General features: G+C 68.8%; 11 protein-coding genes and 1 tRNA gene. 2 read left to right on the forward strand and 10 right to left on the reverse strand.

From position 1 onward, the window contains the following. Window positions 1-62 precede the first annotated feature (62 nt). The 9 genes from rpoB to ABFY07_RS05925 form a co-directional block, all read right to left on the reverse strand. Complete coding sequence (gene rpoB, locus ABFY07_RS05885) at window positions 63-3,545, reverse strand: DNA-directed RNA polymerase subunit beta (RefSeq protein ID WP_346173394.1); 3,483 nt, start codon at window positions 3,543-3,545, stop codon at window positions 63-65. Window positions 3,546-4,132: 587 nt separating this feature from the next. Continuing rightward, window positions 4,133-4,519, reverse strand: a complete 387-nt coding sequence (gene rplL / locus ABFY07_RS05890) for a 50S ribosomal protein L7/L12 (protein ID WP_065962959.1) — start codon at window positions 4,517-4,519, stop codon at window positions 4,133-4,135. Window positions 4,520-4,597: 78 nt separating this feature from the next. Then, window positions 4,598-5,155 (reverse strand): 50S ribosomal protein L10, encoded by a 558-nt coding sequence (rplJ, locus tag ABFY07_RS05895; RefSeq protein WP_065962956.1) that lies wholly within the window; start codon window positions 5,153-5,155, stop codon window positions 4,598-4,600. Between the two features lie 283 nt (window positions 5,156-5,438). Beyond that, the gene (locus ABFY07_RS05900) at window positions 5,439-6,323 is read right to left on the reverse strand and encodes an SCO4651 family lipoprotein (RefSeq protein WP_470068323.1); all 885 of its coding nucleotides are present in this window, start codon (window positions 6,321-6,323) and stop codon (window positions 5,439-5,441) included. Between the two features lie 164 nt (window positions 6,324-6,487). Continuing rightward, window positions 6,488-7,204, reverse strand: a complete 717-nt coding sequence (gene rplA, locus ABFY07_RS05905; RefSeq protein WP_346173396.1) for a 50S ribosomal protein L1 — start codon at window positions 7,202-7,204, stop codon at window positions 6,488-6,490. Between the two features lie 231 nt (window positions 7,205-7,435). Then, window positions 7,436-7,870, reverse strand: coding sequence for a 50S ribosomal protein L11 (rplK, locus tag ABFY07_RS05910; RefSeq protein ID WP_020869305.1), 435 nt, complete (start codon window positions 7,868-7,870; stop codon window positions 7,436-7,438). Window positions 7,871-8,030: 160 nt separating this feature from the next. Beyond that, the gene (nusG, locus tag ABFY07_RS05915) at window positions 8,031-8,894 is read right to left on the reverse strand and encodes a transcription termination/antitermination protein NusG (protein WP_346173397.1); all 864 of its coding nucleotides are present in this window, start codon (window positions 8,892-8,894) and stop codon (window positions 8,031-8,033) included. Window positions 8,895-8,971: 77 nt separating this feature from the next. Beyond that, on the reverse strand, window positions 8,972-9,262 hold the full coding sequence (gene secE, locus ABFY07_RS05920) for a preprotein translocase subunit SecE (RefSeq protein ID WP_065962948.1): 291 nt from the start codon (window positions 9,260-9,262) through the stop codon (window positions 8,972-8,974). Window positions 9,263-9,366: 104 nt separating this feature from the next. Then, window positions 9,367-9,439: transfer RNA gene (locus ABFY07_RS05925), tRNA-Trp, on the reverse strand. A 212-nt stretch (window positions 9,440-9,651) separates the two neighbouring features. Between ABFY07_RS05925 and ABFY07_RS05930 the strand changes: the two genes are divergently transcribed. Together ABFY07_RS05930 and ABFY07_RS05935 are read left to right on the forward strand one after the other, a co-directional pair. Then, window positions 9,652-10,890: a pyridoxal phosphate-dependent aminotransferase gene (locus ABFY07_RS05930; protein WP_346173398.1), complete on the forward strand. Its 1,239-nt coding sequence runs from the start codon at window positions 9,652-9,654 to the stop codon at window positions 10,888-10,890. Between the two features lie 207 nt (window positions 10,891-11,097). Next, on the forward strand, window positions 11,098-12,117 hold the full coding sequence (locus ABFY07_RS05935) for an adenosine deaminase (protein ID WP_346173399.1): 1,020 nt from the start codon (window positions 11,098-11,100) through the stop codon (window positions 12,115-12,117). 78 nt (window positions 12,118-12,195) lie between these two features. Here the strand turns inward: ABFY07_RS05935 and ABFY07_RS05940 are convergent, their stop codons facing one another. Then, complete coding sequence (locus ABFY07_RS05940) at window positions 12,196-13,251, reverse strand: UDP-N-acetylmuramate dehydrogenase (protein ID WP_346173400.1); 1,056 nt, start codon at window positions 13,249-13,251, stop codon at window positions 12,196-12,198. Window positions 13,252-13,397: the final 146 nt, after the last annotated feature.

A 13,397-nucleotide genomic window follows, 5' to 3' on the forward strand; every position in this document is an offset into this window, starting at 1 on the left:
TGACTGGGGGTCCGGGGAGAGGCCGGGGCGGTCGCGGTGGTCGACCGCCCCAGCCAGACCCGTCAGACCTCTTCGACGCTGCTCGGCTCGCGCCGGGACAGGTCGATACCGAGCTCCTCCGCAGCGCGGAAGACGTCCTCGTCGGTGTCGCGCATCTCGATGGACATGCCGTCGGACGACAGCACCTCCACGTTGAGGCACAGGGACTGCATCTCCTTGATGAGCACCTTGAAGGACTCGGGGATGCCGGGCTCGGGAATGTTCTCGCCCTTGACGATGGCCTCGTAGACCTTCACGCGGCCGGTGACGTCGTCGGACTTGATGGTCAGCAGCTCCTGGAGGGCGTAGGCGGCGCCGTAGGCCTCGAGCGCCCACACCTCCATCTCACCGAAGCGCTGGCCACCGAACTGAGCCTTACCACCCAGCGGCTGCTGGGTGATCATCGAGTACGGACCGGTGGAGCGGGCGTGCAGCTTGTCGTCCACCAGGTGGTGCAGCTTGAGGATGTACATGTAGCCGATCGAGATTGGGTCCGGGAACGGCTCGCCGGAGCGGCCGTCGTACAGCCGGGCCTTGCCCGAGGGCAGCACCATGCGCTCGCCGTCCCGGTTCGGCACGGTGTGCTCGAACAGGCCGGCCAGCTCGTCCTCGCGGGCGCCGTCGAAGACCGGGGTCGCGACGTTGGTGCCGGGCTGCACCTCGTCGGCGCCGATGGCCTTCAGACGCTGCATCCACTCCTCGTCGCCGTCGACCTTCCAGCCCTGGGAGGCCAGCCAGCCGAGGTGGATCTCCAGGACCTGTCCCGGGTTCATTCGGGACGGGACACCCAGCGGGTTGAGGATGATGTCGACCGGGGTGCCGTCCTCCAGGAACGGCATGTCCTCGACCGGCAGGATCTTGGAGATGACGCCCTTGTTGCCGTGGCGGCCGGCGAGCTTGTCACCGTCGGTGATCTTGCGCTTCTGCGCCACGTAGACGCGGACCAGCTGGTTCACGCCCGGCGGCAGCTCGTCGCCCTCCTCGCGGTCGAAGACGCGCACGCCGATGACCTTGCCGATCTCGCCGTGCGGCACCTTCAGCGAGGTGTCACGGACCTCACGGGCCTTCTCACCGAAGATCGCGCGCAGCAGGCGCTCCTCCGGGGTCAGCTCGGTCTCACCCTTCGGGGTGACCTTGCCGACCAGGATGTCCCCGGCCACGACCTCGGCACCGATGCGGATGATGCCGCGCTCGTCGAGGTCGGCCAGGACCTCCTCGGACACGTTCGGGATGTCCCGGGTGATCTCCTCGGGGCCGAGCTTGGTGTCACGGGCGTCGACCTCGTGCTCCTCGATGTGGATCGAGGAGAGGACGTCGTCCTGCACCAGGCGCTGGCTGAGGATGATCGCGTCCTCGTAGTTGTGGCCCTCCCACGGCATGAACGCCACCAGGAGGTTCTTGCCGAGCGCCATCTCGCCGTCCTCGGTGGACGGGCCGTCGGCCAGCACCTGGCCGGCGATCACCCGAGCGCCCTCGTCCACGACGACCTTCTGGTTGAAGGAGGTGCCCTGGTTGGAGCGGGAGAACTTGGCCACCCGGTAGGTGTTGTAGGTGCCGTCGTCGTTGGCCACCGTCACGTAGTCGGCGGAGACCTCCTGGACGACACCGTCCTTCTCGGCCTTGATGACGTCGCCGGCGTCGACCGCGCAGCGGTACTCCATGCCGGTGCCGACGAGCGGGGACTCCGCCTTGATCAGCGGCACGGCCTGGCGCATCATGTTCGAGCCCATGAGCGCGCGGTTGGCGTCGTCGTGCTCGAGGAAGGGGATCATCGCGGTCGCGACCGACACCATCTGGCGCGGCGAGACGTCCATGTAGTCGACGTCGTCGCCCGGGATGTAGTCGACCTCGCCGCCACGGCGGCGGACCAGGACGCGGTTCTCGGCGAAGCGCAGGTCGTTCGTCAGCGGCGCGTTGGCCTGCGCGATGACGAAGCGGTCCTCCTCGTCGGCCGTCAGGTAGTCGACCTCGTCGGTGACGACGCCGTCCACGACCTTGCGGTACGGGGTCTCGATGAAGCCGAACGCGTTGACCCGGCCGTACGAGGCGAGCGAGCCGATCAGACCGATGTTCGGGCCTTCGGGCGTCTCGATCGGGCACATGCGGCCGTAGTGCGACGGGTGCACGTCTCGGACCTCGAAGCCCGCCCGCTCACGGGAGAGACCACCGGGGCCGAGCGCGTTCAGACGGCGCTTGTGGGTCAGACCCGACAGCGGGTTCGTCTGGTCCATGAACTGCGACAGCTGGCTGGTGCCGAAGAACTCCTTGATGGAGGCGACGACCGGCCGGATGTTGATCAGGGTCTGCGGCGTGATCGCCTCGACGTCCTGAGTCGTCATGCGCTCGCGGACGACGCGCTCCATACGGGCCAGACCCGTGCGGACCTGGTTCTGGATCAGCTCGCCGACGTTGCGGATGCGGCGGTTGCCGAAGTGGTCGATGTCGTCGGTCTCGACGACGATCGTCTGCCCGTTCTCGCCGACCGTCTCGGTCTCGCCGGCGTGCAGCTTCACCAGGTACTTGATCGAGGCGATGATGTCCTCGACCGTCAGGACGCCCGCGTCCAGCGGAGCGGCGGCGCCCAGCTTCTTGTTGACCTTGTAGCGGCCGACCTTGGCCAGGTCGTAGCGCTTCGGGTTGAAGTAGAGGTTCTCCAGCAGCGTCTGCGCGGCCTCGCGCGTCGGGGGCTCGCCCGGGCGCAGCTTGCGGTAGATGTCGAGCAGCGCGTCGTCCTGGCCCTGGGTGTGGTCCTTCTCCAGGGTGGCGCGCATGGACTCGTACTCGCCGAACTCCTCGAGGATCTGCTCGGTGGTCCAGCCGAGCGCCTTCAGGAGGACGGTCACGGACTGCTTGCGCTTGCGGTCGATGCGCACACCGACCATGTCGCGCTTGTCGATCTCCATCTCCAGCCAGGCGCCCCGGGAGGGGATGACCTTGACGGAGAAGATGTCCTTGTCGGACGTCTTGTCGATGCTGGAGTCGAAGTACACACCCGGCGAGCGCACCAGCTGGGACACCACGACACGCTCGGTGCCGTTGATGACGAAGGTGCCCTTGTTGGTCATGAGCGGGAAGTCGCCCATGAAGACCGTCTGGGACTTGATCTCACCGGTCTCGTTGTTGGTGAACTCGGCCGTGACGAAGAGCGGCGCGGCGTAGGTGAAGTCGCGCTCCTTGCACTCGTCGATCGAGTTCTTCGGGGGCTCGAAGCGGTGATCGCGGAAGGTCAGGGACATCGACCCGGAGAAGTCCTCGATCGGGGAGATCTCCTCGAAGATCTCTTCCAGACCGGACTTGGTGGGGACGTCCTGACCACTGTCCAGCGCAGCCTCGACGCGAGCCTTCCACGCGGCATTGCCGAGCAGCCAATCGAAGCTCTCGGTCTGCAGCGCGAGGAGGTTCGGAACCTCGAGAGGCTCCTTGATCTTCGCAAAGGAGATGCGCAGCGGGGCGGTGCTGGCGCCGTTGTTCGTATTGGCAGTCGAGGCGTTGCGCGAGGCGGCCAAGAGGGGGTCCTTCCGAGGGCTCGGACTCACTACGCGCGTGCCGGTCCCACCTTGGGCGTCGCCCGGAAACCCCTGGTCAGAGAGATTTCCTCGGCAGTGCTTCAGGATGGGCAGCCCCTGGTGACGGGCAGGAGGCAGCTAACAGGCAGCGCAAAGGGTCAGTGTAGCCACAAGGCACACTGATGTCCAGCTCCGAGTTTCTGAGACCGGCAGCGCCAATCTCTCCCTCCGGTGAGGGGGCCGCTCCCCCTCGGTATCTTCTCGTGTTTTCGAACGCCTACAGCCGACCACGCGCCTCAGGCGCATATCGATACTGCCCGCTTCGCCGACGATCCATGCCTCGGACTTGGATCGGTGTGACGTCGCGTCCTGAGAATTGCGCGCTGCGTGCCGTTCGTCAAGGCCCCCCACTCCGGCGAGATCGTCACAGGGCGTGGCGACGGGCAACGAAGATCACCATACCCGCAGGCGGGGACAAGGCAACGCAGCCGTGACGGAAGCGCCGAAGGGCGACCACCCCAACGGGTGATCGCCCTTACGGAACGGAGCGGGTCAGCGGGCCCTGCGGGGCCCGTGAGCCCCTGAGGTCACTTGACCTCGACGGAGGCGCCGGCACCCTTGAGGGACTCGGCGGCCTTCTCGGCCTGCTCCTTGTTGACCTTCTCCAGGACCGGCTTCGGGGTGCCGTCGACGAGGTCCTTGGCCTCCTTCAGACCCAGCGAGGTCAGCTCACGCACGACCTTGATGACCTGGATCTTCTTGTCGCCGGCGCCGGTGAGGATGACGTCGAACTCGTCCTTCTCCTCCTCGGCCTCGGCCGGGGCGCCCGGGGCACCCGCGGCGACGGCCACGGCGGCCGGGGCGGCGGCGGTGACGTCGAACTTCTCCTCGAAGGCCTTCACGAACTCGGAGAGCTCGATGAGGGTCATCTCCTCGAACTGCGCGAGCAGGTCTTCCTGGCTGAGCTTCGCCATGATGGCGGTCCTTCCACTAAATCGGCGTGTGCCGGATGTACATGTCGGCGGGCACGGGCCCGCTGGGCAGCGGGAGAGTTACTCCGCGGCCTCGGCGGGAGCCGGCTCGCCGGCACCGCCCTGCTCTTCCTTCTTGACGCGAAGCGCTTCCGCCGTGCGGACGAACTTCGACGGGAGCGCCTGGAAGAGCGCCGCAGCCTGGGACTGCTTGCCCTTCATGGCGCCCGCCAGCTTGGCGAGCAGCACCTCGCGGGACTCGAGGTCCGCGAGCTTCTTGATCTCGTCGGCGGACAGCGCCTTGCCGTCAAGGACACCGCCCTTGATGACGAGAGCGGGGTTCTCCTTGGCGAAGTCACGGAGACCCTTCGCCGCCTCGACCGGGTCACCGGTCACGAAGGCGACGGCCGACGAACCCGCGAACAGGTCGTCGAGCGTGGTGATCCCGGCCTCGTTGGCCGCGATCTTGGTCAGCGTGTTCTTCACCACACGGTACTGAGCGTTCTCACCGAGCGAACGACGCAGCTCCTTGAGCTGCGCCACGGTGAGACCGGTGTACGCGGTCACAACAGCAGCGTTGGAGGTGCGGAACTTGTCCGTCATCTCCTCGACGGCTGCGACCTTGTCAGGCCTCGCCATGAGCCTCGGCCTCCTTCCGGGTGATGAGGACCGCATCGGCCTGGGAAAGGAGGCTGAACAAAACGAAACGCCCCGGCGCAGGCGCTCGGGGCGTGACTCGACCGCACGGGCTCGGCGGCCCGATCGGGAGTCCATCCACAGTCACCTGCGCAGGTCGTCCGCAGCTAGCGGATCCTTCGGCCGCCGCACCCCCTGGGGAGGCACAGCAGCGACCAGCGGTCTTTGGCTTCTGTGGCAGATTACGCGAACGGGCCGCGGCCAGGCAAATCAGCTCGCAGCGGGGTCACTGCTGCTTCATGGCGTCCTCGAAGTTCATGGTGTCCGAGGCCGGCGGCTCGGTGACCGTGACGTCGGTGCCGTAGTCCGAGTAGAAGACCGTCGAGTCGTACTTGCCGTTGTTGCTGTCGGCCTGCTCCCGCTTCTTGACCAGCAGGTTGTTGCCGTCGATCCACAGGTCGATGGTCTCGGTCTCCATGCCGGAGGTCTCCAGCTGCTTCTGCAGCGACTCCAGGTCCGACTTGCTGAGGTCCTTGGACTGCATCTCGGCCAGCTCGGAGACCTTCACCGTGCCGGTGTAGTGGGTCGCCTTGACGCCCTTGACCGACTCCGAGCCCACGCTCTTGACCTTGCCGGTGGCGATCAGCAGCTGCACCGCGCGCGCCGGGTCGGTGTTCTGCATCTGGTCCTTGAGGAACTCGCCGGAGGCGCCGGCCTGCTTGGCCAGGGTGTCGTAGTCGTACTTCATCCAGTGCTTGCCGCCGGCCTGGGCCGCGAACTCGTCACCGAGGTTCATGAACATCGCGTCGGGCGTGTACCGGGCCTCCATGGGCTTGCCGGCCAGCGGCGAGTTCTGGACCGCCCCGCCCTTCTGCGTGATGGTCATGTTGGCGTGCATGCCGTTCGCCCAGTCCATCGCGCCGGACATGCTCGAGTTCTGCGGGCCCATCTGGGTGGTGCCCTCGACCTTGGCGGAGTGCTGCTGGTCCGTCTTCTGCGAAGCGAGCTTCAGCGCGGCCAGCGGGCTGCCCACCGACTCGGCGGCCTTGTCGGACTTGTCACCGCCCTTGTCGCTGTCGGACTTGTCACTCCCGCAGGCGGTGACCCCCGCCACCAGGACGACACCACTGAGCACCGCCGCACACCGGGCAGCGAAACGAGTACCGCGCACAGGTCCCCCTATGTCTTTGCTTCTTATACAGCTTTTACGACTGCTGCGACTGTATCTGAGGGGACGCACAACGCGGAGAGCCGGGTTCCGGCACTTCACGGGGGAAGTGCCGGAACCCGGCTCTCACAGCGCTCAGAGCACGCTCAGACGGCCATCAGGCAGCCTCAGACGGCCTCTTCCTCGACCAGCAGGTTGCGGGTGCGGTTGGCGTCCAGCGGGATGCCGGGGCCCATCGTGGTGGTCAGGGTCGCCTTCTTGATGTAGCGGCCCTTCGCGGCGGACGGCTTGAGACGGTTGATCTCCTCGAGCGCCGCGGCGTAGTTCTCCACCAGCTTGGCCTCGTCGAAGGAGACCTTGCCGATGATGAAGTGCAGGTTCGCGTGCTTGTCGACACGGAACTCGATCTTGCCGCCCTTGATGTCGGTGACGGCCTTGGCCACGTCGGGGGTGACGGTGCCGGTCTTCGGGTTCGGCATCAGACCACGCGGACCGAGCACCCGGCCCAGACGGCCGACCTTGCCCATCAGGTCCGGGGTGGCGACGACGGCGTCGAAGTCCAGCCGGCCCTTGGACACCTCGTCGATCAGCTCGTCGGAGCCGACGATGTCGGCGCCGGCGGCCTCCGCGGCCGCAGCACGGTCACCGGTCGCGAAGACCAGGACCCGGGCGGTCTTACCGGTGCCGTGCGGAAGGTTCACGGTGCCGCGGACCATCTGGTCGGCCTTGCGCGGGTCGACGCCCAGACGCATGGCCACCTCGACGGTCGCGTCGAACTTGGTCGTGGTGGTCTCCTTGGCGAGCCGGACCGCCTCGAGCGGGGGGTACACGCGCTCCCGGTCGATCTTGGCGTCCGCGCTGCGGAGAGTCTTGCTGCGCTTCACTGCTGCTCCTGAAATGTCGTGGAGTTCGTGGTCCGGGCCGCGCATGGCCCTGCCACCTTGTTTGTGCTCGCTCGCCTCCGGGCGCTCGTACCCGGTGTCGACGCTCTTCGACGCTGCGCGGTCGCTACGCGACCCTTGCTCTCATCGCTTTCACAGCATCGATCAGCGCCTTCGGCGCGGGCGGCGCGCCCTTCGGCTCGCTCACGGGGTGAACGAGAACGGGCGAGCCCTTCAGCCCTCGACCGTGATGCCCATGGAACGGGCGGTGCCGGCGATGATCTTCTCCGCGGCGTCCAGGTCGTTGGCGTTCAGGTCGGGCATCTTGGTGGTGGCGATCTCGCGGACCTGGTCGCGGGTGATCTTGGCGACCTTGGTCTTGTGCGGCTCGCCGGAGCCCTTCTCCACACCCGCGGCCTTGAGGATCAGCTTGGCGGCCGGCGGAGTCTTGGTGACGAAGGTGAAGGAACGGTCCTCGTAGACCGTGATCTCCACCGGCACGACCATGCCACGCTGCGACTCGGTCGCGGCGTTGTAGGCCTTGCAGAACTCCATGATGTTGACGCCGTGCTGGCCCAGCGCGGGGCCGACCGGCGGGGCCGGGTTCGCGGCACCGGCCTGGATCTGGAGCTTGATCAGCCCCGTGACCTTCTTCTTCTTGGGAGGCATGCTCTCTCCGGGTCCTAGTGAGAGGTGGTTCGCCGCCATACCGGATCATCCGGATGGAGGCATACCGCACAACGATAACGGGTATACCTGCGCGGCCTAAAACCGAGCAGGTCAGACAGGCCGCGAAAGCCCGTCTGACCTGATCGGAAGGTTCGTATGGTCAGTTCTTCTGGATCTGGTCGAAGCTCAGCTCGACCGGGGTCTCCCGGCCGAAGATCTCCACCAGGCCCTTGACCTTCTTCGAGTCGGCGTTGATCTCGTTGATCGTCGCCTGCAGCGTCGCGAAGGGGCCGTCGGTGACCGTGACCGAGTCGCCCACCTCGAAGTCCAGCACCTGGACCTCGACCTTGCGGCTCGGCGTCGGCAGGCCCGCCTCCTCGGCGGCGGCCTTGGCGGCCTTCTCCTCGGCCTCCGGGGCGAGCATCTTGACGATCTCGTCCAGGGTCAGCGGGTACGGGTCGTACGCGTTGCCCACGAAGCCGGTGACGCCCGGGGTGTTGCGGACCACGCCCCAGGACTCGTTCGTCAGGTCCATGCGCACCAGCACATAGCCGGGCAGCTTGTTCTGGCGCACGGTGCGACGGTCGCCGTTCTTGATCTGGACGACCTCTTCCTGCGGCACCTCGGCCTGGAAGATGTAGTCCTCGACGTTCAGCGAGACGGCGCGCTGCTCGAGGTTGGTCTTCACGCGGTTCTCGTACCCCGCGTAGGTGTGGATGACATACCACTCGCCGGGGAGGGTACGCAGCTCCTCACGCAGGGCCTCGACCGGGTCGACGACGGCTTCCTCGGCTGCCTCGGCCTCGTCGGCCTCTCCGGCCTCTTCTGCGTCGGCCTCGGCGGCGTCCCCGGCCCCCGGGACAGCGTCCTCGTCCTCAACGTGGACCGCGTCCCGCTCGGCCGGCTCGCCCGCCTCAGCCTCGGCAGCCTCGGCCTGGTCCTCATCGGCAGCCTCGACGATGTCGAGCTCGTCCTCAACGGACTCGACGGCCTCGGCGGCCTCGTTCAGGTTCGGGTCAGACACGGTGGCTGCTTCTTCCTGGCTACAAGGGGGTGGAACGTGCGAAGGGGCAACTCGGAGACAGCGCCACCCTTCGAGGGTCAGCCGAAGACGTACGTGACGGCATGGTTGAACCCAAAGTCAATCACGGTAACGATACCGATCATGATCAGCACAAAGACGATCACCACAGTGGTGTACGTCGACAGCTGGCCACGCGTGGGCCACACGACCTTGCGCAGCTCAGCGATGATCTGGCGGTAGAAGAGCGCGAGCCTGCCGAGGGGGCCCTTCTTGGCGCGCTTGCCACCGCGACGGCCCTTCTTGGCCGCCACCTCGTCTTCGGGACGACCGCTCTCAGGCGTCGCGGTGGAGCCAAGGGCTTCCGTCACTCGTCCTCACCTGAATCCGGGTCGTGGCCGTGCCGCGTCCGGCCCGGCCGCACAGCGGTGCATTCTTAGTACGCGCGCACGCACCCTGGTAAACGTGCGTGTAGCAGGGCCGGAGGGACTTGAACCCCCAACCGCTGGTTTTGGAGACCAGTGCTCTACCAATTGAGCTACGACCCTTTGCGGCTCCACCCAACCTACCGCATCCACCCGGCTCCATGGAGTGCGCGGGCGGAATGGCTGTTGAGCGGCCAACGACGGTTGAGTGTACGTGCTCGAAGGCCGGGCGTCGAACGAGAAGCGCCCATGGCGCCCTGACGTCCCCCCTCACTACCGCCTCCGGGCCCCAAACCCGCGTGCCGCGTCCTTCGGCCGTCTGGGACGATGCACATATGACCGCTGCTACTCCCCCCGTACAGTCCCCGACGGAGCGCCGCGTCTCCGCCCGCATCGGGTCCATCTCCGAGTCCGCCACCCTCGCCGTCGACGCCAAGGCCAAGGCCCTCAAGGCCGCCGGGCGTCCGGTGATCGGCTTCGGCGCGGGCGAGCCCGACTTCCCCACGCCCGACTACATCGTCGAGGCGGCGGTGGCGGCCTGCCGCGACCCGAAGTACCACCGCTACACCCCGGCCGGCGGGCTGCCCGAGCTCAAGGCCGCGATCGCCGCGAAGACGCTGCGCGACAGCGGCTACGAGATCGAGGCGGCGCAGGTCCTGGTGACCAACGGCGGCAAGCAGGCGATCTACGAGGCGTTCGCGGCGATCCTGGACCCGGGCGACGAGGTCATCGTCCCCGCCCCGTACTGGACCACCTACCCGGAGTCGATCCGGCTCGCGGGCGGCGTCCCGGTCGAGGTGGTCGCCGACGAGACCACCGGCTACCGGGTCTCCGTGGAGCAGCTGGAGGCGGCCCGCACCCCGCACACCAAGGTGCTGCTCTTCGTCTCCCCGTCCAACCCCACGGGCGCCGTCTACTCGCGCGAGCAGGTCGAGGCGATCGGGCGCTGGGCGGCCGAGCACGGGCTGTGGGTGCTCACCGACGAGATCTACGAGCACCTGGTCTACGGGGACGCGCGGTTCCACTCGCTGCCGGTCGTGGTGCCCGAGCTGCGGGACAAGTGCATCGTGGTCAACGGTGTGGCGAAGACGTACGCGATGACCGGCTGGCGCGTGGGATGGGTCATCGGCCCCAAGGACGTCGTCAAGGCCGCGACCAACCTCCAGTCGCACGCCACCTCGAACGTGAGCAATGTCGCACAGGCCGCCGCCGTGGCCGCCGTCTCGGGCGACCTGGACGCCGTGGCCGCGATGCGCGAGGCCTTCGACCGCCGCCGCCGCACCATCGTGCGGATGCTCAACGAGATCGACGGCGTGGAGTGCCCCGAGCCCGAGGGCGCCTTCTACGCCTACCCCTCGGTGAAGGCGCTGATCGGCAAGGAGATCCGCGGCAAGCGGCCGCAGAACTCCGTGGAGCTGGCCGAGCTGATCCTGGAGGAGGCCGAGGTCGCGGTCGTCCCGGGCGAGGCCTTCGGCACGCCGGGCTACCTGCGGCTCTCCTACGCGCTGGGCGACGAGGACCTCGTCGAGGGCGTCTCCCGGCTGCAGAAGCTGCTGGGCGAGGCGCGGGCGTAAGGGGTTCCCGGAAAACGCAGGGGCCCCGGAGAACGCGTCAGGGGTACCCCGGAAAAACCGGGCGGGTCGGGCGTGCCGAGCGGGCGCACCCGGCCCGCCCGGCGTTTTCCCGCAGGTCCCGCCCCGCCCTTCCGCATTCATGTGCGGGCAAGCCCCCGTTCGGCGAAAGCGGTACCGGCGCGCGCCGGGCTGGGGCAGTATCTCCAGATGGCACGTGACGTACATCTGCTCCCCAAAGCGCATCTGCATCTGCACTTCACCGGCTCGATGCGCCCCGCCACGCTGCTCGAACTGGCCGACAAGTACGGCGTCCACCTCCCGGAGGCGCTCAGCGGCGGCGAGCCCCCCAGGCTGCGGGCCACCGACGAGCGCGGCTGGTTCCGGTTCCAGCGGCTGTACGACATCGCGCGGTCCTGTCTGCGGGAGCCCGAGGACATCCAGCGGCTGGTGCGCGAGGCCGCCGAGGAGGACGTCCGGGACGGCTCCGGGTGGCTGGAGATCCAGGTCGACCCCACCTCGTACGCCCCTCGGCTCGGCGGCCTGATCCCGGCGCTGGAGATCATCCTGGACGCGGTGGAGACCGCCTCCCGGGACACCGGCCTGGGCATGCGGGTGCTGGTCGCCGCCAACCGCATGAAGCACCCCCTGGAGGCGCGCACGCTGGCCCGGCTGGCGGTCCGCTACGCCGACCGGGGCGTCATCGGCTTCGGGCTCTCCAACGACGAGCGGCGCGGCTTCGCCCGCGACTTCGACCGGGCCTTCGCCATCGCCCGGGAGGGCGGCCTGCTGGCGGCGCCGCACGGCGGCGAGCTGTCCGGCCCGAGCAGCGTGCGCGACTGCCTGGACGACCTCGGCGCGCGGCGGGTGGGCCACGGCGTACGGGCCGCGGAGGATCCCCGGCTGCTGCGCCGGCTCGCCGAGCGGCAGGTCATCTGCGAGGTGTGCCCGGCCTCCAACGTGGCCCTGGGCGTGTACGAGAAGCCGGAGGACGTGCCGCTGCGCACCCTGTACGAGGCCGGGGTGCCCATGGCGCTGGGCGCCGACGACCCGCTGCTGTTCGGGTCGCGGCTGGCGGCCCAGTACGAGCTGGCGCGCGAGCACCACGACTTCACGGACGCCGAGCTGGCCGAGCTGGCCCGGCAGTCCGTCCGCGGCTCGGCGGCCCCGCAGGACGTGGTCGCGCGGCTGCTGGCCGACATCGACGCGTGGCTGGCGACGGCCGGGTAGCCGCCGACCTGCGGGCGGACGGACGGGGATGGACGCGAGGGGGCACGGGGTGACGCCGGGGCCGTGCCGTCCCCGCCGTCAGAGGCTGACGCCGACCGTCACCGGCTCGTTGACGAGCGTGATGCCGAACGCGGCCTCGACGCCCGCGACGACCTCGCGGGCGAGCGCGAGCAGGTCCTCGGTCGTGGCCTCGCCGCGGTTGGTCAGGGCCAGGGTGTGCTTGGTGGAGATGCGGGCCGGGCCGGTGCCGTAGCCCTTGGTGAACCCCGCCTTGTCGATCAGCCAGGCGGCGGAGGTCTTGGTCAGCCCCTCCCCCGCCGGGTAGGCGGGCGGGGTGACGCCGGGGCCCAGGCGCTCGGCGACGCGGGCCAGGAAGGCGGCGTAGGCGTCCTCGGACAGGACCGGGTTGGTGAAGAAGGAGCCCGCCGACCAGGTGTCGTGGTCCGCCGGGTCGAGGACCATGCCCTTGCCCGCCCGGAGCCGCAGGACCGTCTCGCGGGCGGTGGCGACGGGCACCCGCGCCCCCACCGCCACGCCGAGGGCGCGGGCGGTCTCGGCGTACTTGACCGGCGCGGACAGGCCGCCCGCGTCCTCCAGCGCGAAGCGCACCCGCAGCACCACATAGCGCCGCGGATCGGCCTTGAAGCGGCTGTGGCGGTAGGCGAAGCCGCAGTCGGCGTTCGGGAGGGTCACGACGGTCTCGGCGCGCCGGTCGTAGGCGACGACCTCGGTGATCGTGGTCGAGACCTCCTGGCCGTACGCGCCCACGTTCTGGATGGGGGTCGCGCCCGCCGAGCCGGGGATTCCGGCCAGGCACTCGATGCCGGCGAGGCCTGCCTCGACCGTGCGGGCCACGGCGTCGGACCAGTTCTCGCCCGCGGCCAGCTCCAGCCGGTCGCCGTCGAGGGTGAAGCCGCTGGTCGCGATGCGCAGGGCGGTGCCGTCGAAGCCCTTGTCGGCGATGACCAGGTTGCTGCCGCCGCCTATGACCAGCAGCGGGGTACCGGCCGCGTCGGCCTCGCGGACCGCCGCGATCACCTCGTCGTCGCTGGTGGCCGTGAGCAGCCGGCCCGCCGGGCCGCCGAGACGGAAGGTGGTGTACGGGGCCAGGGGCGCGTCGTGGAGTTCCTGCACGGGCTCAAGAGTACGGGGGCGCCCCGGCGGGGCCCGGCGGCGGTGCCGGGCCCCGCGGGGACGCGTCTTTCGTTCCCGCGGGCGGCCGGGCTCCGGCCTTCGGGCACCGCGGCCCCAGGGGGTGTCTTGGGGTGTCTCAGACGGGG

This window comes from Streptomyces sparsogenes subsp. cuspidosporus (assembly GCF_039532705.1).
Lineage (GTDB): Bacteria > Actinomycetota > Actinomycetes > Streptomycetales > Streptomycetaceae > Streptomyces > Streptomyces sparsogenes.